At 69.4% G+C, this 22,797-nt stretch carries 20 protein-coding genes; 6 read left to right on the plus strand and 14 right to left on the minus strand.

Translation table 11 applies throughout. From position 1 onward, the window contains the following. Positions 1–185 precede the first annotated feature (185 nt). Positions 186–476, plus strand: a complete 291-nt coding sequence (locus ACIBGM_RS44580) for a hypothetical protein (RefSeq protein ID WP_396389023.1) — start codon at positions 186–188, stop codon at positions 474–476. Here the strand turns inward: ACIBGM_RS44580 and ACIBGM_RS44585 are convergent. From ACIBGM_RS44585 to ACIBGM_RS44625, 9 genes are read right to left on the minus strand one after another with little or no spacing between them, the layout of a single operon-like run. Then, complete coding sequence (locus ACIBGM_RS44585) at positions 473–1,357, minus strand: hypothetical protein (protein WP_396389024.1); 885 nt, start codon at positions 1,355–1,357, stop codon at positions 473–475. The genes ACIBGM_RS44580 and ACIBGM_RS44585 overlap by 4 nt on opposite strands. Continuing rightward, entirely contained in the window at positions 1,320–2,732 is a 1,413-nt protein-coding gene (locus tag ACIBGM_RS44590) for an amidase (RefSeq protein WP_396389025.1), read from the minus strand. Before ACIBGM_RS44590 ends, ACIBGM_RS44585 begins: the two co-directional genes overlap by 38 nt. An 8-nt stretch (positions 2,733–2,740) precedes the next feature. Beyond that, on the minus strand, positions 2,741–3,508 hold the full coding sequence (locus ACIBGM_RS44595) for an SDR family NAD(P)-dependent oxidoreductase (RefSeq protein ID WP_396389026.1): 768 nt from the start codon (positions 3,506–3,508) through the stop codon (positions 2,741–2,743). 1 nt (position 3,509) lies between these two features. Next, positions 3,510–4,946, minus strand: a complete 1,437-nt coding sequence (locus ACIBGM_RS44600) for an aldehyde dehydrogenase family protein (RefSeq protein WP_396389027.1) — start codon at positions 4,944–4,946, stop codon at positions 3,510–3,512. Then, positions 4,943–5,788 (minus strand): ATP-binding cassette domain-containing protein, encoded by an 846-nt coding sequence (locus tag ACIBGM_RS44605; protein ID WP_360527361.1) that lies wholly within the window; start codon positions 5,786–5,788, stop codon positions 4,943–4,945. Before ACIBGM_RS44605 ends, ACIBGM_RS44600 begins: the two co-directional genes overlap by 4 nt. Continuing rightward, positions 5,781–6,737 (minus strand): ABC transporter ATP-binding protein, encoded by a 957-nt coding sequence (locus tag ACIBGM_RS44610; RefSeq protein WP_396389028.1) that lies wholly within the window; start codon positions 6,735–6,737, stop codon positions 5,781–5,783. Before ACIBGM_RS44610 ends, ACIBGM_RS44605 begins: the two co-directional genes overlap by 8 nt. Beyond that, complete coding sequence (locus ACIBGM_RS44615) at positions 6,734–7,552, minus strand: ABC transporter permease (RefSeq protein ID WP_396389029.1); 819 nt, start codon at positions 7,550–7,552, stop codon at positions 6,734–6,736. Before ACIBGM_RS44615 ends, ACIBGM_RS44610 begins: the two co-directional genes overlap by 4 nt. Continuing rightward, complete coding sequence (locus ACIBGM_RS44620) at positions 7,549–8,499, minus strand: ABC transporter permease (RefSeq protein WP_396389030.1); 951 nt, start codon at positions 8,497–8,499, stop codon at positions 7,549–7,551. The genes ACIBGM_RS44615 and ACIBGM_RS44620 overlap by 4 nt, the downstream gene beginning before the upstream one ends. A 10-nt stretch (positions 8,500–8,509) precedes the next feature. Next, positions 8,510–10,021, minus strand: coding sequence for an ABC transporter substrate-binding protein (locus ACIBGM_RS44625; protein ID WP_360527349.1), 1,512 nt, complete (start codon positions 10,019–10,021; stop codon positions 8,510–8,512). A gap of 194 nt (positions 10,022–10,215) precedes the next feature. On the opposite strand from ACIBGM_RS44625, the gene ACIBGM_RS44630 reads away from it, so the two are divergent. The 3 genes from ACIBGM_RS44630 to ACIBGM_RS44640 are packed head-to-tail and all read left to right on the plus strand — an operon-like array spanning position 10,216 to position 14,064. After that, positions 10,216–10,974, plus strand: coding sequence for a FadR/GntR family transcriptional regulator (locus ACIBGM_RS44630; protein ID WP_360527346.1), 759 nt, complete (start codon positions 10,216–10,218; stop codon positions 10,972–10,974). A gap of 52 nt (positions 10,975–11,026) precedes the next feature. Next, positions 11,027–12,676 carry an FAD-dependent oxidoreductase gene (locus ACIBGM_RS44635; RefSeq protein ID WP_360527343.1) on the plus strand — a complete coding sequence of 550 codons (1,650 nt, stop codon included), beginning with the start codon at positions 11,027–11,029 and terminating at the stop codon, positions 12,674–12,676. Then, entirely contained in the window at positions 12,676–14,064 is a 1,389-nt protein-coding gene (locus tag ACIBGM_RS44640) for a sensor histidine kinase (RefSeq protein WP_396389031.1), read from the plus strand. The genes ACIBGM_RS44635 and ACIBGM_RS44640 overlap by 1 nt, the downstream gene beginning before the upstream one ends. A gap of 45 nt (positions 14,065–14,109) precedes the next feature. On the opposite strand, the gene ACIBGM_RS44645 is transcribed toward ACIBGM_RS44640, so the two are convergent. The 3 genes from ACIBGM_RS44645 to ACIBGM_RS44655 all read right to left on the minus strand — a co-directional run bounded on the left by ACIBGM_RS44645 (position 14,110) and on the right by ACIBGM_RS44655 (position 18,436). After that, positions 14,110–15,087, minus strand: a complete 978-nt coding sequence (locus ACIBGM_RS44645; protein ID WP_396389032.1) for a type IV toxin-antitoxin system AbiEi family antitoxin domain-containing protein — start codon at positions 15,085–15,087, stop codon at positions 14,110–14,112. 129 nt (positions 15,088–15,216) lie between these two features. Next, positions 15,217–15,765, minus strand: coding sequence for a hypothetical protein (locus ACIBGM_RS44650; RefSeq protein ID WP_360527334.1), 549 nt, complete (start codon positions 15,763–15,765; stop codon positions 15,217–15,219). Between the two features lie 106 nt (positions 15,766–15,871). Further along, positions 15,872–18,436 (minus strand): MXAN_6230/SCO0854 family RING domain-containing protein, encoded by a 2,565-nt coding sequence (locus ACIBGM_RS44655; RefSeq protein WP_396389033.1) that lies wholly within the window; start codon positions 18,434–18,436, stop codon positions 15,872–15,874. 384 nt (positions 18,437–18,820) lie between these two features. Here ACIBGM_RS44655 and ACIBGM_RS44660 point away from each other — a divergent pair, with 384 nt between their 5' ends. Next, positions 18,821–20,107 (plus strand): MFS transporter, encoded by a 1,287-nt coding sequence (locus ACIBGM_RS44660; RefSeq protein WP_360527328.1) that lies wholly within the window; start codon positions 18,821–18,823, stop codon positions 20,105–20,107. Between the two features lie 36 nt (positions 20,108–20,143). On the opposite strand, the gene ACIBGM_RS44665 is transcribed toward ACIBGM_RS44660, so the two are convergent. Further along, complete coding sequence (locus ACIBGM_RS44665) at positions 20,144–20,341, minus strand: DEAD/DEAH box helicase (RefSeq protein ID WP_360527325.1); 198 nt, start codon at positions 20,339–20,341, stop codon at positions 20,144–20,146. Positions 20,342–20,518: 177 nt separating this feature from the next. Between ACIBGM_RS44665 and ACIBGM_RS44670 the strand changes: the two genes are divergently transcribed. Further along, positions 20,519–21,796, plus strand: coding sequence for a GGDEF domain-containing protein (locus ACIBGM_RS44670; protein ID WP_360527322.1), 1,278 nt, complete (start codon positions 20,519–20,521; stop codon positions 21,794–21,796). Here ACIBGM_RS44670 and ACIBGM_RS44675 read toward each other — a convergent pair. Then, entirely contained in the window at positions 21,793–22,764 is a 972-nt protein-coding gene (locus ACIBGM_RS44675; protein ID WP_396389034.1) for a zinc-binding dehydrogenase, read from the minus strand. The genes ACIBGM_RS44670 and ACIBGM_RS44675 overlap by 4 nt on opposite strands. Between the last annotated feature and the right edge of the window lie 33 nt (positions 22,765–22,797).

Here is a 22,797-nt window from a genome sequence, read left to right on the forward strand (position 1 = left end):
ATCCACGCCCTGGTGATTCGGCACACGCAGGCGACTACGACCCACCGGCTTGTCTGGCCACGCGTCACGCAGTCGCCGACCTGGGTAAACCGTCAACGGCCGTCAGGGGTCAGTTCTTCACCGATCCCAGAGGCAAGACCCTCTCCGAGGACGTCTGGTCCTGGCCGAAGGATCAACTGCCGCTGGTGAAGACAGTGACAGACGCCCTGGCTCAGTGCGACAGCTTCAAGATAACCCCGAAGTACCAGACGGATTCGGCAAGCGTCACGGCGAGGCAACTGCCGATGCCTGGCCTGGCCGACGGCGTCGCCATCCGGTTCGACCTGACCTTCGAGAACCAGACTCTCGCGCAGTACCGGGCGTACGTCGTCAGAGACGGCACCGTACTGCACCTCGACGCCGGCGGGATGTCCGACGCCGAGTTCCTCCGCTTCACGGCCAAGGCGGTCGCCAAGCTCGACGCCGTGGTCCGCTAGTCCTGGTGTTTGCCGGCTCGGCCTACGTGGAGGGTGGGTTGGGGCTCGTGGGGGGATTTGGGGAGGGTGGTGAGGAGGTCGGGGAGGTTGAAGGTTTCGAAGAGGGTCAGGTCGAAGAAGGCTATGGCGTGGATGATGCCGGTGGCGGTGAGGGTGAGGACCTGGAGCTGGAAGGCGCGGTGGACGTTGTCGGTGGGGTCGCGCATGTAGACGGCGAAGGCGGGTTGGCCGTTGGCTTTCAGGGGGACGAGGAGCTGGTCGCCGGGGCCTTTGGCGGGGCAGTGGGTGGAGATAAGCCGGCCGATGTTGCGGGCGCCGCGGAACCAGGAGGTGAACGGCGGCATCTCCCAGACCGTGTCGTCGGTGAAGAAGCCGGTGATGGCCGGTACGTCGTACTGCTCGAAGGCCTCGCGGTAGGCCGCCAGCAGGACAGGATCGGGCGGCGGATGCGCTTGCGGGCTGAGGTGGACCCGGGAGACGGGGCCGAGGAGGTCGGTGATGCGGTTCGGGGACCAGCCTTCGAGCTCGTGCAGCAGTTGAGCGGCGCGTTCCCGGGCGGGCAGCCGCTGGAGTGCGGCGACGTACTCGATGCCGATCGGGCGGCCGTCGGTCAGGTCGTCCGGGATGGGCTCGAGCCACAGCACCTCGGGGAGTTGGTGGAGCTCGCCCTCGGGGTCGTCGCTGGCGGCAGCCAGGTCGGTCGGCAACGGGCGCTCGCCGGCCTGGGACAGACACGCGATCGTGGCATCCGCCAGGTCGGAAGACCGCGCGGCGACCGCTTGGGCTTCGGTGATGGAGCCGAGCATGCGGTAGCAGTGCGAGATCAACCCGCGCTGTAGCTGGTCAGCGTGGGGTGTCGTCACCTCGTCGTAGCTGTCCATCGGACCCCGTCGGCCAGTCTCGCCGCTCGGCCTGCTGGCTGTCCAGGTACGACGCCAGCGCAAGCGCAACCAGATCCCGATGATGCGGTACGGCGACCTGCGCCCCGATCGGAAGCCCCGACGCCGACCACCCGACGTTCACCGTGGTCGCCGGGTGCGCGGACATGTTGTACGGCACCGTGAACCCGATGTGCTCGAACGGCTTCGACGGATCGCCGGTCGGATACGCCAGTTCCGCCGCGAAGGCCGTGATCGGCGCGACCGGCGACAGGATCACGTCGTACGACCGGAACACCGCGGTCACGGCCGCCGCCATCGCCCCCATCTGGCTGTACCCGTGGAACACGTCGAACCCGGACAGGTCGCCCGCCGTCGACACCCAGGACCGGATCTCCGGCAGCACCTTGGCCCGCCGGTCCTCGGGCAGCGCGGCGATGTCCGCCGCCGACCGCACCCGCCAGAAGCTGTCCAGCCCGTCGAGCATCTCGCGCGTGATGATCGGGTCGATCAGGTCGACGACGGCCCCGCCCTTCTCCAGTACGGCGGCCGCCGCCGAGACAGCCGCGGTCACGTCGGGGTCGACCGGCAGACCGACGCCGGCGTCGAGGAGCAACGCCACCCGCAGTCCGTCGACGGTGGCCTCGTAGCTGTCCGACGGGATCGGCAGTGAGGTGTGGTCACGTGGGTCGTAGCCGGTCATCACCGACAAGGCCAGCGCCGCGTCGGACGCAGTACGGGTGAGTGGTCCGATCGCGCGGCCGGGGTACGGGTTGCCGACTGCGATCCGGCCGTGCGTCGGTTTCAGCCCGACCAGGCCACACCAGCCGGCTGGGAGCCGGATCGAGCCGCCGATGTCGGTGCCGATGTGCAGCGGACCGTACCCGGCTGCCGCAGCCGCGGCGGCCCCCGCACTCGAACCGCCGGCCGTCTTCGACAGGTCCCACGGATTGCGCGTCAGGTGATGGAAGGTCGAGACGCCGGACGACAGCATGCCGTACTCCGGCATGGTCGTCTTGCTGAAGATCACGGCACCTGCCTCGCGCAACCGGGCCGCGGCAGGCGCGTCCTCGGCGGCAGGCACCAACTCGGTCGCCGCCGTGCCCTGCGGCACCGGGATCCCTCGCGTCGCGATGTTCTCCTTCACCGTCGTCGGCACGCCGTCCAGCGCACCGACCGGATCGCCGGAAAGCCACCGCCGCTCCGACGCAAGAGCCGCCTCGCGGGCGCCGGCCGGATCGAGCGCGTAGAGCGCACAGATCTGTGGCTCGAGCTGCTCGACTCGCGCGAGCACATCCTCGATCACCTCGACGGGTGACAGCGAACGGTCGCGGTACTTCGACAGCAGCTCGGTCGCACTCAGGTCGGCAAGACTCATGCAAGCTCCTAGTTCGGTGGGTCGAAGCGGCCGTCGACCGCGGTCCAGCCGCCGTCGACTGCGATCACGCTGCCGGTGACGAAGCTGGCGGCGTCGGAGGCGAGGTAGACGACGGCGCCGGCGAGCTCGTCCGGGCGGGCCCAGCGGCCGAGCGCGCCCTTCTGCGCGTAGGCGTCGTACCAGGCCGGGTTCGCCTTGATCTGGGCCGTGAGCGGGGTCTCGACGACGCCGGGGGCGACCGCGTTCACGCGGACGCCGTTCGGGCCGAGCTCGGCGGCCGCGGTCCGCAGCATCTGGACCAGCCCGGCCTTGGTGGCCGCGTACACCGACTGGCCGGGCTCCACCGTCGTACCGCGAATCGAGCTGAACCCGATGATGCTGCCGCTCCCCCGCTCGGCCATCTGCTTGCCGAAGGCACGGATCAGCTGGAACGACGCCCGCAGGTTGAGCGACACCACCCGGTCGAACTCCTCGCCGGTGTAGTCGAGGATCCGTTTCCGCACGTTGGTCGCAGCGGTGAACACCAGTACGTCGACCGGCTCGAGCTCGCCCGCGGCACGGATGATCGCCGGATCGTCCAGCACGTCCAGCGCGTACGGCGTCAACCCGTCACCAAGCCCCGCCGTCTCCTTGGCTCCCGCGAAGTCCCGATCCGCACAGGTCACGCGGGCGCCGTGCGCGGCCAGCGCCAACGCGCTCTCGCGACCGATGCCGCTGCCGGCGCCGATCACCAGCGCATGCTTGCCGTCGAGCCGGAACAGGTTCGTGTAGTCCATGTCAGGGCCTCGGGCGGATGATCGCCATCCGGGTCGTGGTCAGTTCCTCGATCGCGAACCGCGGTCCTTCCCGGCCGATGCCGGAGTCCTTGACACCGCCGTACGGCATCACGTCGGACCGGAAGCCGGGCACCTCGTTGACCACCACCCCGCCGACGTCGAGCCGGTCGATCGCGGTGAACGCGGTGTCCAGCGAGGACGTGAACACACTCGCGTGCAGTCCATACCGAGACGCGTTCACCGTGGCGAACGCGGTCTCCAGATCCGGCACCGACCGTACGGCGATCACCGGCCCGAAGATCTCCTCGTCCCACGCCAACTGACCATCCGGTACGTCGGTGAGCACAGTCGGACCCAGGTCCGCCGAGGCCGCGGCGGCATAGGCGACCTTGGCACCAGCAGCGACCGACTCGTCGACCCACGTACGAACCCGTGCCGTCGACTTCGGATCGATCAACGCCGACACCCGCGTCGCCGGGTCGCGCGGATCGCCGACCACGACCGACGGCAGTCGCTCGTCCAGCTTCTCCAGCAGCGCGGAGCGCACGCTCTCGACGGCCACCACCCGCTGCACCGAGATGCAGGCCTGCCCGGACGCGTAGTACCCGCCCCGGATGATCGCGTCCGCGGCCGCGTCGAGGTCGGCGTCCTCGGCAACGATCAGCGCCGAGTTCGACCCGAGCTCGAGCAGCACCTTCGTCGGCGCCGCGTCCCGGGCGATCCGGTGCCCGACGGCCGCGGATCCGGTGAACGACACCGCTCCGACCCGGCGATCCGTCGTCAGCGCAACACCGACATCGGCTCCCCCGGTCACCAGCTGTACGGCGGCCTCCGGCCCACCGGCCTCCAGCAGCGCCGACCGCATCAGGTGCACCAGCCACAGCGTCGCGAGCGGAGTCTGCGGCGCCGGCTTCACGATCACCGGGCACCCGGCCGCCAGCGCAGGCGCGATCTTGTGCGACGCCAGCAGCAACGGATAGTTGAACCCGGTGATGCCGATGACCACCCCGATCGGCTTCCGGACCCAGAACCCGACCAGACCGTCCCCGCTCGGCAACAGGTCCAACGGCACGGTCTCGCCGTGCAGCCGCGCGACCTCCTCGGCCGAGGTCTCCAGCGTCAACAGCGTGCGATCGACCTCGACCCGGCAGTCGACAAGCGGCTTCCCGGTCTCCAGCACCAGCAGGTCGACGAACGCGTCACGCTCGGCCGAGATGGCCGCATGCACGCTCTGCAAGGCGTTCCGCCGTACGTACGACGGAAGCCGGCCGACCTCCTCGCGTACGGCGAGGGCGTGGTCGAGCGCCTGCCGCGCCAGGTCCACGTCTCCGACGGGGGCATCCGTCACCGTCGAGCCGTCGTACGGGAAGATCACCGGCTCGGTGGCAGGCGCCTCGACCCAGGTCTGTCCGATCGGCAAGCCGGCTGGGTACTTCATCCGGATGCTCCCTTCGCTGCGAGGAGGTCGGTGGTGGTGGCTCCGGCCAGCGCCCGGTGCAGAGTCGGGATCGCCGAGACCAGGCGCTGGGTGTAGGGGTGCTGCGGCGCGGCGTAGACGTCGCCGGTGAAGCCGGTCTCGACGATCTGGCCGGCGTTCATCACGGCGACCCGGTCGCAGACGTGCTTGACCACGGACAGGTCGTGGGAGACGAACACCAGGGTGAGGTTCAGCTCGTCGACGAGGTCGGAGATCAGGTTGAGCACCTGCGCGCGGACCGAGACGTCGAGCGCGCTGACCGGCTCGTCAGCGATCAGGATCCGCGGCCGCGGGGCGAGCGCGCGGGCGATCGAGATGCGCTGGCGCTGGCCGCCGGAGAACTGGTGCGGGTACCGGTCGCCGGCGTCGGCAGACAGCCCGACTGCCTCGAGCAGCTCGCGGACCCGCTGCCCGGAGGCCGGATGCCCTTGCACGACAAGGGGTTCGGCGATGATGTCGCGGACCCGCATCCGCGGGTCGAGCGAGCTCATCGGGTCCTGGAAGACGAGCTGCAGGTTCTCGCGGAGGAACCGCAGCCGGCGCTCCGGCAGCCGGGTGATGTCGGTGCCCTCGACGACGACGTGGCCGGAGGTGGCCTGGTCGAGGGCCGCGATGATCCGCAGCAGCGTCGACTTGCCGCAGCCGGACTCGCCGACGATGCCGAAGCGCTCGCCCGGCTTGACCTCGAGGTTCACTCCGCGCAGCGCGTGGACGACGGGGGCCGCGTGCAGCAGCGACGTCCGGGGACGCGTGTAGTTGCGCACGACGTCAATCAGCTGGATGGCCGGCTCGACCTCAGACATGCGCGACCTCCGCAGGGTGGTGGCAGGCGAATCCGGTCGACTCCGTGCCGCTCCAGTCCGGAGTGGTCGCGCAGACCTCGGTCGCATGGCGGCAGCGGGTCCGGAACACACAGCCGGACGGGAACTGGCCGGCCGACGGCACGTTGCCCGGGATCGTGGTCAGCCGCCGATCCGTCGTCTCCAGGTCCGAGGCCGCGAGCAGTCCTTCGGTGTACCGGTGCCGCGGCCGGGTGAACACCTCACCGACCGGGCCGGACTCGACGACGCGGCCGCCGTACATCACCAGGACGCGTTCGCAGACGGTCGCGACGACGGCGAGGTCGTGGGTGATGAACAGGAGAGCCGCCTCACGGGCGACCACGCCCTTGACGATCAGGTCCAGGACGAGCGCCTGCACGGTGACATCCAGTGCGGTGGTCGGCTCGTCGCAGATCAGCAGGGCGGGATCATTTGCGAGGGCAAGTGCCAGCACGACTCGCTGCCGTTGGCCGCCGGACAGCTGGTGCGGGTACGCGCGCAGCGTGTCGGTCGGCAGCTGGACACGGTCGAGCAGCTCGGCCGCGGCTTCCCGGGCAGTGCCCCGGCCCGAACGCGTCCGGTGGATGAGCATGCCTTCCGCGATCTGGTCGCCGATCCGCATCGTCGGGTTGAGCGCGGTCATCGGCTCCTGGAAGACCATCGCCAGCTGCCGGCCCCGGACCCGCGACATCCGCCGTTCGTCCGCGCCGATCAGGTCGTGGTCGACTCCGGTCACCCGGACCGACCCGGCGGCGGTCACGTCCTCGGGCAGCAGCCCGAGCACGCTCAACGCGGTCAGCGACTTCCCCGACCCGGACTCGCCGATCAGCCCGACCCGCTCCCCCGGCCCGACGGTCAGGTCAACATCCGAGACCAGCGTCTTGTCCCGCACGGTGACAGTGAGCCCGCGAACACTGAGTACGTCGTTCATCGCCGGTCCTCCAGCTTCGGGTCGAACCGGTCCCGCAGCCCGTCGCCGAGCAGGTTGAAGCCCAGCACGGCGATCGCGATCGCCACGCCCGGGAAGATCGCCAGCCGCGGTGCGGTGAACAGGAACTCCTGGCTCTCCTGCAGCATCCGGCCCCACGACGGCGTCGGCGGCGGCGTCCCGTAGCCGAGGAACGACAGTGCCGCCTCGGCCAGCACCGCGATCGCGAACGACACCGACGCCTGCACGGTGATCAGGCTGGACACGTTCGGCAGCACGTGCCGGGTGGCGATCGGGAACGGCTGCCGCCCGGCCGCGCGGGCCGCCAGCACGTACTCGGTCCGCATCACCTGCAACGCCCCGCTCCGGATCACCCGGGCGAAACTCGGCACCGACGCGATGCCGATCGCGATCATCGCCGTCAGCGTGCTGGACCCGAACACCGCGCCGAACATGATCGCCAGCAGCAGCGCCGGGAACGCGAGCAGCAGGTCGTTGGTGCGCATGATGACCTCGCTCGACCACCGCTTCGACATCGCCGCCAGGATCCCCAGCGGCACACCGATCACCGCCGCCACGCCGACCGCGACGACGCCGACGAACAGCGTGGTCCGCGACCCGACCATGATCTGGCTGAACACGTCCCGGCCGAACCTGTCGGTCCCGAACCAGTGCTCCCAGGACGGCTCGGCCAGCCGGACCGCGGGGTCGACGAGGGTGGCGTCGTACGGCGTCCAGACGAACGACACCAGCGCCATCAGCACGATCAGGCCGACGATCGCGCCGCCGGCGATCAGGCTCGGGTTCAGCCGCCTCATCGCGACCCCACCCGCAGTCTCGGGTCCAGGGCGACGTACAGCAGATCGACCAGGAAGTTCACCACGAGTACGGCGATCACGAGCACCATCACGACGTCCTGCACCACGAGCAGGTCGCGGTTCGACACCCCGTCCAGCAGCAGGCTGCCGAGCCCGGGGATGACGAAGACCCGCTCCACCACGACCGCGCCGATCAGCAGCGTCGCGAGCTGAAGACCGAGCACGGTCACCACCGGGACCGCCGCGTTGCGGAGCCCGTGCCGCCACAACGCCGGGAACGGTCGCAACCCCTTGGCACGGGCGGTCCGCAGATAGTCCTCACGCAGTACGTCGAGCACCGCGCTCCGCACGTACCGAGTCAGCACGGCGCCTTGCACCAGGCCGAGCGACAACGCCGGCAGGACGAGTTGCTGCAGGAACATGCCCGGATCCTGCGCCGGTGGTGTCCAGCCGTTCGCGGGCAGCCAGCCGAGCTTCACGGCGAACACCATGATCAGCATGATTCCGGCCAGGAACGCCGGTACGGCGACGCCCACCTGCGACAGCGCGGACAGCGCCAGCCCGGAGACGTTGCGGTGCCGCGCGGCCATGATCGTGCCGGCGGGCACCGCGACGAGCAGCGCGATGAGCATCCCGGCCAGCACCAGCCACAGCGTCACCTGGAACCGGTCGATGATCTGCGGCCCGATCTCGGCCTTCGACACGTACGACGTCCCGAAGTCCCCGCGGAACAGCCCGCCGATCCAGTCGAAGTACTGGGTCGGCAGCGGCCGGTCCAGGCCGAACTGGCGGCGCAGCTCCGTGACCGCCTCGTCGGTCGCGTTCACACCGAGTGCAACCCGCGCCGGATCCCCGGGCAGCACGGCCATGAACGCGAACACCAGGACCGAGCTGATCGCGAGACTGACCACGAGCACCGCGGTCCGTTCGATCAGGCGCAGGATCATCGGCCGGTCCTCAGCGGGCGAGCTTGGTCAGGTCGAAGTTCTCGGTGATGGCGTTCTGCGGCAGGCCCTTCACGTTCTTGTCCGCGACCATCAGGTTCGGCAGCAGGAAGAGCCAGTCGGCCGCGGCCTGCTCGGAGATCCGCCGGGCCGCCTTCTTCATGTTGTCGACCTGCGCCGCCTCGTCCCCGGCGTCGGCCGCGGCCAGGTACTGCTGCAGCGTCGGGTCGTCGTACCGGGTGTAGTACTTGGCGTTGAAGACAGAGCCCAGGTCCCGCGGCTCGACATGCGCGATGATCGACATGTCGTAGTCGGCGTTCTTCAGCACCGTGGTCAGCCACGCCGCCGGGAACTCCTGCTGGTCGATCGCGACCTTCAGCCCGGCCTGCTCCAGCTGGCTCTTCACCACCTGGCCGCAGGAGATCGCGTACGGAAGCGTGGGCAGCCGCAGCCGCAGCGTCTTACCCGCCGCGCCGGATGCCTGCAGCAGGGACTTCGCCTTGGCCTGGTCGTACGGCGCGACGTTCGTCAGGTCCTCGTACCACGGGTCGGTCGGCGGGACCATACTGCCGATCAGCTTCCCGCGACCGGCCCAGCAGGTGTCGAGCAAGGCCTTGTGGTCGATCGCCATCCGGATCGCCTGCCGGGTCCGGACGTCCTTGAAGATCGGCTCGGAGTTGTTGAACGACAGCAGCACCTCGCCGTTCGTCGTCCCCTCGATCACCTGGTACTTGTCGTTGCTGGTGAACTGGCTGAGCGCCTCCGGCGCCTGCACGGTGCCGATCACGTTGATCGTCCCGGTCAGCAGCGCGTTGTTCAGCGCCGTCGCGTCCTTGAAGTACTTCAGCGTGATCTGGTTGAAGAACGGCTTCGTGCCCCAGTAGTCGTCGTTGCGCAGCAGCACGATCGAGTCGCCGCGGTTCCACTTGGAGAACTTGAACGCCCCGGTGCCGATCGGCGCGGTCGCCAGCGCGCTCACCCCGGTCTCGGAGAACATCGCGCCGATCCGGGTCGTCATCCGGAACAGCCAGCCGTTGCTCGGCTTCGACAGCGTCACCTGCAACTGCGTCGGCGACAGCGCCTTGGCCTCCTGTACGACGTCCATCGCCGCCGCCAGCGAGGTCGTCCAGGCGGTCTTCACCCGGTTGATGCTGAACACCGCGTCGGCCGCGGTGAACGGCTTGCCGTTGGTGAACTTGGCGTTGTCGACCAGGTCGAACGTGTAGGTCTTGCGGTCCGGCGAGAGCGTCCAGGACTTCGCGAGCTCCGGCACGATCTTGCCGGAGTCGTCCTGCTTGACCAGGCGCTCGTACACGTTGCCGAGCAGCGCCTGCGGGATCGCGGCGCCGTCGGTGGTGGTGAAGTCGAGGCTGGCCGGCTCCGCGACCAGGCCGATCGACAGCGACTGGTCGCCACCCGGCGAGCTGCCGGGCGTCGCGGTGGATCCGGCCGAACAGGCGGTCAGGACCAGGAGAGCTGCGGAGGCGACCAGCGCCACCGCCCGTTTCCGATACGACGACTTCACGCGAACTCCTCCAGGGCTGCCGGCTGTGTGCTCGCCGCATTCTGGCGATCTGTGCGGAGTCCGCTGAACGGGGCCACGCCACTCCGGCGAGTTCGCCGTACAGCTGTGACTGGTCCGACCAGTGGACTAGGTGTCAGTGGTCCACTAGGTTTGTCGCTACGCAGGGGTCTGTCAAGCGATTGGGGTGCTCCGGAATGACCAAGAGTCCGCGATTCGAGCCGGTGCAGCCTGTCCGCGCGTACCAGCGGATCGTCGAGCAGGTCGAGGAGGCGCTGATCCGCGGTGACCTCGCTCCCGGCCAGCGGCTGCCGAGCGAGCGTGAGCTGGTCGCGCAGTTCGAGGTCAGCCGGTCGACGGTGCGCGAGGCGCTGCGGGTGCTGGAGAGCAACGGCGTCGTCCGGTCCCGCCCGGGCGACCCGAACGGGCCGGAGATCCTGCCGTTCTCGCAGGCCGCGCTGCGCAAGCAACTGGTCCGGCTGGCCCGCGTCGACGAGCTGACCCTGAGCGAGCTGATCGGCTTCCGGATGATCATGGACGGCGCCGCGATCCAGGTCGCGTCCCGGCTCCGCACCCCCGAGCAGCTGACCGAGATGGAGGAGACGCTGGTGGCCATGCGGGCCGCGATCGACGTCGACTTCGCCGCCTTCGGCGAGGCCGACCTGGCCTTCCACGACGTGATCGCGCAGATCAGCCGCAACTCACTGATCCAGACCTGCAACGAGGTCGTCCGCGGTGTCGTGCTCAGCCTGATCTCGGATAAGATCGCGCACGCCGGCAACAGCCGCGCCCTGATGCTCGAGTCGCTCCAGCACCACGCCGAGGTGGTGGACGCGATCCGCGCCGGCAACGGTCACGCGGCGGCCCGGATCGCCCGGCAGAACATGTACGACTACTACGCGAGCTACGTCCCCGACGAGGACCGCGAAACCCTTCGCGCACTGATCGACGACTAGGCAGTAGCGTGTCATGCTGGCGTGATCGGTTCACTGCTGTGGGGGGCACCGGGTGACCAAGCCAGCGATTCTCACCGTCGACGACGACCCGATGGTCTCGGCGGCCATCTCCCGTGATCTGCGCCGGCGGTACGGCGACGACTACCTGGTCGTGAAGGCGACCTCGGGCGCGCAAGCCCTGGCAGCGTTGACGAAACTCGCGTTGCGTAACCAGCCGATCGCAATGATCGCGACCGACCAGCGGATGCCCGGCATGACCGGCATCGAACTGCTCGAACGCGCCCGCGAACAAGCACCCACCGCGAAGTACTTGTTGCTCACCGCATACGCCGACACCGACGTGGCCATCAAGGCGATCAACGACATCGGTCTGGACTACTACCTGCTCAAGCCCTGGGATCCGCCGGAGGACCAGCTGTTCCCGATCGTCGACGACCTGCTCGGCGACTGGCAGCAGGCCAACCCCGAGCACACCTCCGACGTACGGGTGGTCGGCAACCGGTGGTCCGACCGGGCCCACGAGATCAAGACGTTCCTGGCCCGCAACCACGTGCCGTACCGCTGGTACGACGTGGAGCGCGACGCCGAGGGGAAGCGGCTCCGCGACCTGGCCGATGCCTCCGACAACGACCTGCCACTGGTCCTGGTCCCCGACGGCGACACCCTCCGCGCGCCGTCCACGATCGACCTCGCCTCCGCCCTCGGCCTGCGAACCCGCGCCGAGCAGCCGCTGTACGACGTCTGCATCGTCGGCGGTGGACCCGCCGGACTGGCCGCTGCCGTCTACGCGGCCTCGGAAGGCCTGAGCACGGTCATCGTCGAGCGCGAGGCCCCCGGCGGACAGGCCGGACTGAGCGCCGCGATCGAGAACTACCTCGGTTTCCCGCGCGGGCTGACGGGCTCCGACCTCGCCGCCCGGGCCGTCGCACAGGCCTCCCGGTTCGGTGCCGAGATGGTGCTCGCACGCAGTGTCGTCGGACTCGAGTCCCGCGGTCCGGTGCACGCCGTACTGCTCGAGGAGTCCGGCGAGATCGAGGCCCGTTCGGTGATCGTCGCGACCGGCGTCTCGTACCGCAGCCTGGACGTCGACGGCCTCAGCGCCTTCACCGGCCGCGGCGTGTACTACGGCGCGACGGCCAGCGAGGCGACTCAGTGCCAGGGCGACGAGGTGTACATCGTCGGCGCCGCGAACTCAGCCGGTCAGGCAGCGCTGAACCTCGCCCGCTACGCCAAGCGAGTCGTGCTCCTGGTCCGCGGCGAAACGCTGACCACCTCGATGTCGCGCTACCTGGTCGACAAGATCTCCGCCGCCCCGAACATCGAGATCCGCTGCCGGACCGAGGTGATCGGCTGCGGCGGCGACGGTCACCTGGAGTCGCTGGTTCTCGTCGAGCGCTCCGCGGGACGGGTCGAGGAGGTGCAGTCGAGCTGGTTGTTCGTGTTCGCCGGGGCGTCGCCGCGCACCGACTGGCTGGGTGACTCGCTGGTCCGGGACGGCAAGGGATTCGTCGTCACCGGCCCGGAGCTGGTCGCGATGGACCGCTGGCAGCTGCCGCGCCCGCCGTACGCGCTGGAGACGAGCCGGCCGGGAGTCTTCGCGGCCGGCGACGTCCGGCTCGACTCGATGAAACGCGTCGCGTCCGCCGTCGGCGAGGGCGCGATGTCGGTCTACCTCGTCCACCGCTACCTTGCGACCGTCTGATGGACACCGGGGACTTGCGCGGGATCCCGCTCTTCGCCGGCGTGACCGACGAGCAGCTGGGCGAGCTCATCGCGGGCAGCACCGAGGTCCCGGTCGAGCCCGGCGTGACCTTGTTCCACGAGGGCGAGCCGGCCGACTTCTGGTGGGTGCTCGTGGAGGGTGCGATCGCGCTGCACCGCCAGATCGGGCGCGAGGACACCGTGATGGGCAAGATCGACGTACCGGGTCGGTGGGCCGGTGGGTTCCGGGCCTGGGATGAGCACGGCGTCTACCTCGCGAGCGGTCGCGGAATCGCCGAAGGACGGGTGCTCCGGGTGCCGGCCGCCGTACTGCGGGACCGGATCGACGACTGGTTCCCGCTCGCCGGGCACCTGATCAAGGGCGTGTACGGGACCGCGCGCGCGATCGAGTCGACCGCGCGGCAGCGGGACGCGCTGATCACGCTGGGAACGCTGGCGGCCGGGTTGGCGCACGAGATCAACAACCCCGCCGCGGCGGCTTCGCGATCCGTCAGTGCCCTCGACACCGCTGCCGCCTCGTTGTTGTCCGCCCTCCAAGGCCTCGCGGAAGGCGAGATCACGGCTACTCAGTTCAGCGAGCTCGACGAGCTGCGGCTCCAGCTGACCTCCTCGGGAGCAGCGGTGCCGGATCCTGTCGACCTGGCCGACGCCGAGAACACGATCTCGGAGTGGCTCGATCGGCAGGAAATCGAGAAGGACTGGCTGATCGCGCCGCCGCTGGCCGCGGCCGGCGCCTCGGTCGCGTGGTGTGAGCGTGCGGCCGAGGTGCTCGGCGAGGCCTTGCAGCCTGGGCTCGAGTGGGTGGCGAGCACGCTCGCCGTGTCGACGTTGCTCGGCGAGGTGAAGGAGTCGACCCGGCGGATCACCGAGCTCGTCGCGGCCGTCCGCTCGTACTCGCAGATGGACCGCAGTTCACTGCAGACGATCGACGTCACCGAAGGCATCGAGAGCACACTCGTCATGCTCGGCCACAAGCTCCGCGACGGGATCGAGGTGATCCGCGCGTACGGCGCCGACGTCCCCCGGATCGAGGCGTACGCCGGTGAGCTCAACCAGGTGTGGACGAACCTGATCGACAACGCGGTCGACGCGATGGAGGGCACCGGCACGCTGCGGATCAGCACGCGCACCGACGGCGACCGGATCGTCGTCGAGTTCACCGACACCGGACCCGGCATGCCGCCGCAGGTGATCGCGCGTGCCTTCGAGCCCTTCTACACGACCAAGGAGGTCGGCAAGGGCACTGGCCTGGGCCTGGACATCGCCCAGCGAATCATCGCCGAACACCACGGCGGCACGATCACCATCACGTCCCACCCAGGCGAGACGACCTTGTCGGTCCGGCTGCCGCATCAGCCGGCCCGATGATCTGCTCGCCCGCCGCAGCTGGCGGGTTGTTTGACTGATGGCGTGCTACAGCGCGCTAGTGGTGACATAACCAAGTACCGACGACCGGCGCGAGCGGTTGATGGCCCTGCTGAGGCGGGTCTGGAGTGCGGTGGGGCGGGCAAGGTCGGAGTAGGTGACGCGGACGACCTCGTAGCCGAGGTCGCGGAGGCGGTCCTCGCGGACCTTCTCGGCGATGAGGGCGGCCGGAGAACCATCGCCGTACTTCACGGCGCCATCGAACTCGACCACCACGCCCCAGTCGTCCAGGAGGAAGTCGACTCGGGCCACCAAGTGGCCACCGGGGTCACGGATCTCGGCCTGCGGGACAGGGGCCGAGAACCCGAGGTTCGCCAGCAGCACCCGAAGCCTCGACTCCCCGACCGACTCCGCCCGGCCATCGCCGAACTCCACGGCCCGCGTGGCCGTCCGGATGCCGGCCCGGCCGGCGAACAGGTCGAGAGCCTCGGTCAACTGCTCCGTCGTCACCACTCGCAGTCGCAGCGCCAGATCCACCACGGACACTCCGACCGGATAGGCCGCCGCCCGAACCGCCTCAACAACCGCCCGCGCGGGTGTCGTTGTCCGTACGTCCCCGGCTTCGACCCACTCGCGGACCGGTGGGCTTGCCGCGTGCTGGCACACTGTCTCACCGGACCGACCGCATCCCCTCAGCCTGGTCAACTGCACCCGCGCCAAGTCGAGTTCCGACACCGCGATGCCGTGCAACAGCAGTGCCGACTGATGGCTCACGACGGCGCGTCCGCGCAGCCGACGGTAGACAGCCCTGGCCGTACGAACGTGCCGCCAGACCTCCCGGTCCCATGGCGCCAGCGACTTGACCTCGGGGCTCGGCTCGGCGTAGGCACCCCGGGTCAGGCGAACCCACTGCCCGGCAGCCACCCGGCTCCGAATCTCGGCATCGGAGTACCCCGCCGCTAGTACGTCGTCCCGGTCGAACCATCCGCCGCGCGCAGCGGCAATCACTGCAAGCTTCCCGTTCACACCCGACAACATGCCGCACCCACGGACACCTGGCGCACGCGAGTTCAATTCTGTGGATGACGCAGCGACAGGTTGTTCGACCGCTGGCGGGTTACAGCGCGTCAGTGGTCAAAGACCCCGCCAGCAGGCTCAGGTGTCGTGCTCGAGGATTCGGACGCGGGGGACCTTGAGGGCCTTGCGGGCCTTGGTGGTCCAGTCGGAGCAGAGGAACCTGGCTGCGGTCTCCGGCCAGGCCACCACGACGACCTCATGGCTGTTGGTGCTCTTGACCAGGGTCTGGAGCGCCAGCAGGACCTCGCCGTGCGTGATCGCCACGTTGACCGGGTAGCCGCTGGCCTGCCGCAGGTAGCGCGAACTGTGTTCGATCACCGAGGCCAGGTCGACATCGGGGTCGGCCAGCGTGGCTGTCGGCGTTCGGCTCGGCGCGGGCGGCGGGCTGACCCGGGCCGACGGCGCGGTGGCGGAACCGACCACGGCCGCGGAGCCGGTCATCCCGGCCACGTCAGCGAACGTCGACCCCAGCAACGCCATCGGACCACCGAGCGCGCTCTCCGGATGACTGGAGACGAGCAGGTGGTAGTCGACTGGCTCTTCGTACCTTGCGTGCAGGGCGGCAACGCGGCGCGCGTCGCCCTCGCTCATCTCCCGCTCGATGAGCACCACCACGTCATACGTCATTCGTGGCTCCCTTCGCGGTCAATTCCGTTGTACCCCCGCAGCGCGGCCAGCCAAAGCATCCGGCCCCGCAGCGTCACAGAATTGTCAAAGTCCTCTCAGCCGATCCTCAGCTCGGCAGGGCGGCGGGAGCGTGGGCCCGGGTGTCGGGAGCCAGCGCGCTCAGCAGCTGCGGCGCGTCGATGAGCGTGTGGGTCGCCGGGTCCAGCAGCTGCGGATGCAGGGCGAAGACCTGCGCACCGACGCGCGGCGTGATGTCGGCAGTGAGTACGGCGGCGAAGTCGGCGCGATCCGCCGCGTCCTGGTCCCAGACGCGGTCGGGCTGCAGGCGGGCGGTCAGCCGGCGGGCGAAAACCGAGAGATCCTCAGCCGGATCCCGCAGGTAGCCGACCACCGAGCCGTCCGCACAGCGGACAACGACCTCGTCGGTCCGCGCGGCCGCGTGCCAGCAGCCGATCTCCCACAGGCTGACCCGGTCGCCGGAGCCGTGCACGTCCTCCATCGTTGCCGCCATCAGCGCCAGGTGACCGCCGTACCGCGCGATGTTGTGGCCGTAGCCGGCCGCGCTGAGGTTGACGTCGTACCAGCGCAGGTCCTTGGTCTGCAGGTCGACGCCGAACGGGAGCAGGATCTTGGCCGGACCGGCCAGGTCGAATCGGTCGTCGACCGCGGCCGGGTCGAACAGCCCGGTCGGCTGCCGCATCACGCCGACGAACCCGCGCTCGAGCTCGTCGAACGGGACGTTGTTGTAGCTGAACACCACCGGCAGCACGTACCGCCCGCCGACCCGTCGCACCGCCCGCAGGTCCAGGTCGACGAACTCCGTCGACCCGTGCGGCCCCGGCGCCGAGGTCAGGTCACCCGAGTGCACCAGCGCGTCCTGGTCGAACCGCAGCCGGGTGTAGTCGCACAGCCCGACGAAGCCCCACTCCTGGTCGAACACCGCGACCGACAGGTTGAGATCCACCCGCCGCCCGGTCGGCTCGACCCAGTGCAGGAACAACCGCAGCAGCTCGTCCTGCGGGATCGGGACCGCGCTCCCCCGCGTCATCCGCAGCAGCGTCGACGACGCGCTCCGCTCCGAACCGGGCGCGGCGAGCCGGGCCAACTCCTCGTCCAGGAACACCCGCCGCAACCGTGGCAGATCCGTTGCCCGTCGCAACATTTCGCCGACCAGCACGTCGGACAGCGCGGAGGCCAGCTCGGCCGGCAGCGGCTCGCGCTCGTCCACCTTCGTCCAGATCCGCGCGCTCCCACCTCGCGGGAAGAACAGCCGCAGGTCGCCCGGCGGCGTACGGACCTGGCCGAGCGCCGCCGTCAGCACCACCGGCGACACGTCCGAGACCGCGGTCGTCAGCGCGTCGACCAGCGCACCGTGCTGATCGGCCGGCAGCACGCGCGCCAGGTGGACCAGGCGCCGTACCAGGTCTCCGGGCCGCTGCCGCAGCAGGTCGAGCGCATGCGCTGGGCGGGACTCCAACGCGACCTCGACCCTGGACGCGAAGGTGCTGGTCGTCAGCCGCCCGTCTTCCAAACGCACAAAGGGATGCCGCGCGGCCTCCGCCGCGACGGCACGCCCGGCCGCGGTGCTCAGGTCCACATCGGTACGGCGGAGCACCGCGAACGCGAGCGCCGCAAGCGGATGACGGGTCGCGAACTCGAACGGGTGCAGGTTCTCCGCGATCCGCTTCCAGGCCCGCTCATGCCGGCGCAGGTCCTCGATCAGCGTCTCCGCCGGCAGCCGGTCGAGCCGGGCCAGCACGAGCCGTCGCGTTGCCCGCGGCAACGACTTCCGGCGGAGCGGTGGCGTCCGCAGGCCCGGATCGGCGTCCATCAGCGCGTACAGCAGGCGCAGCACGTCGGTGGCTGTCCCGGTGCGGTCGATCAGCTCGGGGTGGTCGGCGAGGAAACGGGCCAGTACGAGCGCACGCGTCTCCCGGACCGGGATCTCGTCGGGCAGCCAGGACGGGTCGGCGTCGGCGAGCAACACCAGCAGGTCGGCGCGATCGGCTGCGGACAGCGGCGAACGCCGTTCCAGCAGAGCAGTGACTGTCGACTGCAGCGCATCTGCCGGAGCGAGGGTCAGCAACCGCAGGCGGTCCGACCGCACGTGCGCGGCCTGCACATCGTCGAACGACGGCTTCAGGAACGGGTCGTTAGGGTTGATCCGGCGCAGGCACAGCGGGCACGCACTGAAGTCGGCCCCGTCCCAGCACGTCCGGCAGACCAGGTGGGCGCAGGGTGAGACCGCGTGGACCGACTTGGCGTCGCCGCAGAGCACGCAGGGCTGCTCGGGCTCCTGCAGCAACCGCGCGAAGATCCTGTTGATGTAGAAGGCCTCGGTGTTGCCCGGCACGCTCTCCGGGAAGCCTCGGAACAGCGGCACGTGCTGCTGGTCGTGGCCGGACTCTGCGTCGAGCAGGTCGAGCAGCGCGCGACCGAACCCGGCGAGCGCGGGCGCAGACAGGCCGGAACAGTGCCGGTACAGCCCGACCGACAGCAGGAAGCCGCGCTGGACCAGGTCAGCCTGCAGCGCGGACAGCCCCGACTGGATGGTCAGCGGACGACGCAGCCACTGCCACGCAGAACGCCGCACTGGAGGAGTCAGGCCGGCCGGGTCGACCATGCGGCGGCGGCGCAGCAGTACGGCGGCGTGCGGGTGTTCGTCCGGCATGACGGCTCCTCCCGGCAGGGCTCGTGGATGAACGCGCCAGGGGCGGAGAGCGGACGCGCTACTTGGCCTGGTGAAGGAGAAGGAAGCACGTCCAGGAGCCGCCCCTGGCAAGAAGAACGCTACCGGGCGCCACCGACAGTTTTCGGTCGCCGCAGGGGCCGGACATGAAGAGCTCCGGTACCAGGGTCGGGGCCGCCCCGCCCAGACCCCGGTACCGGAGATCTCCAGAGTAGAACGTTCATCCAAACGGGGCGCCACCGGGTTCACGATCTGGCACTGATCCGCCGCGAACAAACCTTTGAACCAGCCGGAATCCCGCGGAGGGAAACCCTTTCAGTTACAGGCGGGAGGTGTCAGGACACGGATTGTGGTTAAGGTCTTGGTATGGAGGGTGGGGTGATCGAGCGTGCCCGCTGGCGCGATGTCTTCGGCCATGCGGAGTTCCGTGCGCTGTTCCTGGCCGGTGTGTTGTCCGTCGCGGGCGACCAGCTGGCCCGGGTCGCGCTGTCCGTGCTGGTCTTCGACCGCACCAACTCCGCCGGCCTCACCGCACTGACCTATGCGCTGACCTACGTGCCCGACCTGCTGTTCGGGCCGTTGCTGGCCGGGTTCGCCGACCGCTACCCCCGCCGCGCTGTGATGATCGTCACCGACCTGGCGCGGGCAGTTCTCGTTGCAGCCATGGCGATTCAGGCGCTGCCGCTGCTCGTAGTCATCGTGCTCCTGCTCGGACTGCAGGCGTTCGGGTCGCCCTTCAACGCCGCACGGGCCGCGACGCTCCCCGCCGTACTGCCTGGCGACCACTACGTGCTGGGCAAGGCTGCGAACGACATGGTCGTCCAGTTCAGCCAGGTGCTGGGCTTCGGGACCGGCGGCGTGATCGTGGTCGCAGTGGGCACGTCCGGCGGCCTCCTGCTGGACTCCGCGACCTTCCTGCTGTCCGCAGCTCTCATCGCCTTTGGCGTAAAGAGCCGCCCGGTGCCAGCTCGTGGCACAAATGCGCCACAGAGCAGCTACTTCAAGGACCTCACCGCCGGCTTCACCCTGGTCGTCCGTACGCCGAAGCTGCGTGCGCTGATCGTGCTGGCGACGATCGCCGGGTTCTACGTGACCGTAGAGGGCTTGGCCGTCCCCTACGCGCATGAGATCGGTGGAGGGCCGGAGGCTGCGGGTCTGCTGCTGGCAGCAAGCCCAGCCGGGGCTGTGGCCGGCATGTGGCTGATCACGTTGTGGCCGCCGGAGAAACGGATGGGATTCCTCGGCCCGCTGGCCGTGCTGGCCTGTGCGCCGCTGATCGCGTCGTTCTTCGCGCCAGGGCTGCTGCCGACGGTGGCACTGTGGGCCCTGTCCGGCATGGCGTCGGCTTACCACCTACCGACCAGCGCAGCCTTCGTGCAGGCAGTGCCGGACGGCCAGCGCGGGCAGGCCTTCGGAGTCGCCAGCATGGCGCTGAAGGGCAGTCAGGGCCTCGGCATCCTGCTGGCCGGACTGATCGCGGACCAGTACTCGCCGTCGTTCGCGCTGGGTGTCATGGGCGCCGTCGGCGCGCTGGCGGCCCTGGCGGCGGGCATCGCCTGGACACGGGCCCGCCGGCCCGGGACCGGCGCCGCCACATTGGCGCCGGACGAGCTGTCCGGAGATTCAGGGAATATCCCCGGACGGGCTTCGTAAAATGTCGGTAAAGAAATTTCGGCAATGAGCGTCAGATCACCACTCGTTACCGGTGGTGAACCACTCGTTACCGGATCGACCCGACTGCCGCAGCCACTCGTTGCCACTCTGCGTGAACCACTCGTTCCCGCCGTGGAACCACTCGTTCCCACCGTGGAACCACTCGTTGCCGGGGCCGGTGAACCACTCGTTGCCGCCGTTGAACCACTCGTTGCCGGTGCTGATCTTCGACATGGTGCTGGATCCTTCCGTCGCCATCGTCAGATGGATTTCCGCGGGCCTGGGGATGACCTCGCGTGAACAGGCAGTTACTATTACGGAATAACCGTTCAGGTCGATCCGTGTGAGGCCACCATGATTCTGATCGGTCGGAGCAATTGGGTGCCACCCCGCCGATGGAAGCTCTGGTCGTTGCCCCGTCCTGCGCTGAGCTATGTGCTCGGCGTGGACGCGATTGCAGTCACGATCACCGCCTTGGCTCTGGCCTCGACGATCTCCGGCGCCCGAACCGGCGTCAGGCCGACCGAGTGGGTCGCCTTCGCCGTGCTGGCGGCCGCCTCGGTGCTACACCTGGAGTCTGCCCGCGGAATCGAGCGCCGACGCGAGATGGCGGCGAACACTTCGCCGTACACCAATCTGAAGAGCCTGTGGGTCTTCGCGGGCCTGCTGCTGCTCCCGCTCAGCCTGGTGGTCGCGCTGATCGTCGTGTCCTACGGCTACTCCTGGATCCGGGTCTACGGGCGGACCATCGCGCACCGCAAGGTGTTCTCGGCGAGCACGTTCATCCTGGCCAGCGCTGCCGCCGCCGGTGTGCTGCGCGGAGGCGGTCTGCTGACCGAGCCGCGGGTGCCGACCGGGCCGTGGACGCTGTTGGTCGTGATCGGTGCGGCCGCGACCTGGTGGCTGGTGAACTTCGCGCTGGTGATCGGCGCGATCCTGCTGTCCTCCCCCGACGCCACCGCCCGTGGCGCGCTGGGCGACCTCGCCGACCAGCTCGTCGTGGTGGCCGGTCTTGGACTCGGTGTGGCGGTTGCCGCGCTGCAGGCGTCGTACCCGTGGGTGGTGCCGATCCTGATGGTGACGGTGCTCGCGCTGCACCGCGACTTGCTGCTGCCGCAGTTCCAGCGGGCCGCCGGCACGGACGTGAAGACCGGTCTGGCGACTCCGGCGTACTGGGCCAGCGCCGTACCGGCTGAGCTGGCGCGTGCGGAGACGCTGCGCAGCTCGGTGGGCCTGCTGATGCTCGACTTGGACAAGTTCAAGGAGATCAACGACACCTACGGCCACCCGGCTGGGGACCAGGCACTGCGTGCGGTCGGTGAGAGCGTGCGTGCCGAAGTCCGGCAGGGCGACCTGGTCGCACGGGTCGGCGGAGACGAGCTGGCGGTGCTGCTGCCGGGTGCCTCGGAGACTGAGGTGCTCGAAGTCGCCGAGCGAATCCGCGACCGGCTCAGCACGCTGAGCGTGTCAGTGGACACGGTCACGGCTTCTACTGCGGTGATCACCGGCGTACCGGCGTCGTTCGGCGCCGCGGTCTACCCGGATGTCGCGGACACCATGGACCAGCTGGTGCTGGCGGCGGACAACGCACTGCTCAGTGCGAAGCGGGACGGGCGCAACCGCATCGTCGCAGCCCGCCCGACCCCGCCTGCTGTCACCGACCACTCCGACCAGCCGGTCGGCGACTAGCTCCTGACCCTGATCAGGGCCTTGCCGAGTAGCGTGCGCCGCTCCAAGGCCCTGTGGGCGTCAGCCACGTGGTCCAGGTCGTAGACCTTGTCCACCACAGGCTTGAGGTCGCCGGCTACGGCTCTGGCGATCACGTCGGCGCTTGTGATCGTCGTCGTGGTCGTGTCGGCTCTGAGGTCGTTGATGCCCTTCACAGTGACGTTGCGCCGTACTGCCTCGTCGGGGTCGTAGGCGGCGAAGCCTCCGCTCGGGGCGCCGTGGGCAGAGAACCAGCCGCCGTCCTTGACCACGGTGAACGCGGTCGCGCCGAGCTGACCGCCGGCGCCCTCGAAGACGATGTCCGCGCCCTGGTTGTTCGTTGCCTCGAGCACCAGCTTCTCCCAGCCGGGCTTGGAGTAGTCGATCACTACGTCGGCGCCCTGGGCCTTGCTGAGGTCGAGTTTGGCCTGGCCGCGCGCGGCGGCGATGACGTGTGCGCCGGCCCGGTGTGCGAGCTGGATCAGGAGCAGGCCCATGCCGCCGGCGGAGGCGGTGACGAGCACCTCCTTGCCCTGCATCGGCGGCGCGAGGTCCTCCAGCATGAGTGCGGTCTGACCGTCGCCGACGACTGCGATCGCGGTCTCCAGGTTGAGCTCTGGTGGCACCTCGATCAAGCCGGTGGCCACTGCAAGCTCGGCGTGGGCGCCGAAGCCGGAGGCACGGCCCAGGACGGTCTTGCCGATCCAGCTCTCCGGTACGTCCGGTCCGACGTCACGAACGGTGCCGGCGAGTGAACTGCCTGGCACGTAAGGCGTTTTCACGTCGAAGTACTGGCTGTGGTGGCCTTGGCGGATGGCGGTCTCGACGAAGATGACGTCGGCGACCGCGACCTCGACGAGTGCCTCACCGGGGCCGGGGACGGGGTCCGGCCAGTCCTGGGTCTCGATGACGTCCGCGCTGCCGAACTCGGTGACTATCGCTGCTCGCATGGTTTCTCCCTTTGCTGTGGATCTCCGAGGCTG

Source organism: Kribbella sp. NPDC050470 (genome assembly GCF_044458365.1).
GTDB lineage: Bacteria > Actinomycetota > Actinomycetes > Propionibacteriales > Kribbellaceae > Kribbella.

Excerpts from the sequence above, each read along its gene's own strand:
- ACIBGM_RS44585 (WP_396389024.1), bottom strand. The coding sequence starts at position 1,357 with ATGGACAGCTACGACGAGGTGACGACACCCCACGCTGACCAGCTACAG.
- ACIBGM_RS44590 (WP_396389025.1), bottom strand. The coding sequence starts at position 2,732 with ATGAGTCTTGCCGACCTGAGTGCGACCGAGCTGCTGTCGAAGTACCGC.
- ACIBGM_RS44595 (WP_396389026.1), bottom strand. The coding sequence starts at position 3,508 with ATGGACTACACGAACCTGTTCCGGCTCGACGGCAAGCATGCGCTGGTG.
- ACIBGM_RS44600 (WP_396389027.1), bottom strand. The coding sequence starts at position 4,946 with ATGAAGTACCCAGCCGGCTTGCCGATCGGACAGACCTGGGTCGAGGCG.
- ACIBGM_RS44605 (WP_360527361.1), bottom strand. The coding sequence starts at position 5,788 with ATGTCTGAGGTCGAGCCGGCCATCCAGCTGATTGACGTCGTGCGCAAC.
- ACIBGM_RS44610 (WP_396389028.1), bottom strand. The coding sequence starts at position 6,737 with ATGAACGACGTACTCAGTGTTCGCGGGCTCACTGTCACCGTGCGGGAC.
- ACIBGM_RS44615 (WP_396389029.1), bottom strand. The coding sequence starts at position 7,552 with ATGAGGCGGCTGAACCCGAGCCTGATCGCCGGCGGCGCGATCGTCGGC.
- ACIBGM_RS44620 (WP_396389030.1), bottom strand. The coding sequence starts at position 8,499 with ATGATCCTGCGCCTGATCGAACGGACCGCGGTGCTCGTGGTCAGTCTC.
- ACIBGM_RS44630 (WP_360527346.1), top strand. The coding sequence starts at position 10,216 with ATGACCAAGAGTCCGCGATTCGAGCCGGTGCAGCCTGTCCGCGCGTAC.
- ACIBGM_RS44640 (WP_396389031.1), top strand. The coding sequence starts at position 12,676 with ATGGACACCGGGGACTTGCGCGGGATCCCGCTCTTCGCCGGCGTGACC.
- ACIBGM_RS44650 (WP_360527334.1), bottom strand. The coding sequence starts at position 15,765 with ATGACGTATGACGTGGTGGTGCTCATCGAGCGGGAGATGAGCGAGGGC.
- ACIBGM_RS44655 (WP_396389033.1), bottom strand. The coding sequence starts at position 18,436 with ATGCCGGACGAACACCCGCACGCCGCCGTACTGCTGCGCCGCCGCCGC.
- ACIBGM_RS44660 (WP_360527328.1), top strand. The coding sequence starts at position 18,821 with ATGGAGGGTGGGGTGATCGAGCGTGCCCGCTGGCGCGATGTCTTCGGC.
- ACIBGM_RS44665 (WP_360527325.1), bottom strand. The coding sequence starts at position 20,341 with ATGTCGAAGATCAGCACCGGCAACGAGTGGTTCAACGGCGGCAACGAG.
- ACIBGM_RS44675 (WP_396389034.1), bottom strand. The coding sequence starts at position 22,764 with ATGCGAGCAGCGATAGTCACCGAGTTCGGCAGCGCGGACGTCATCGAG.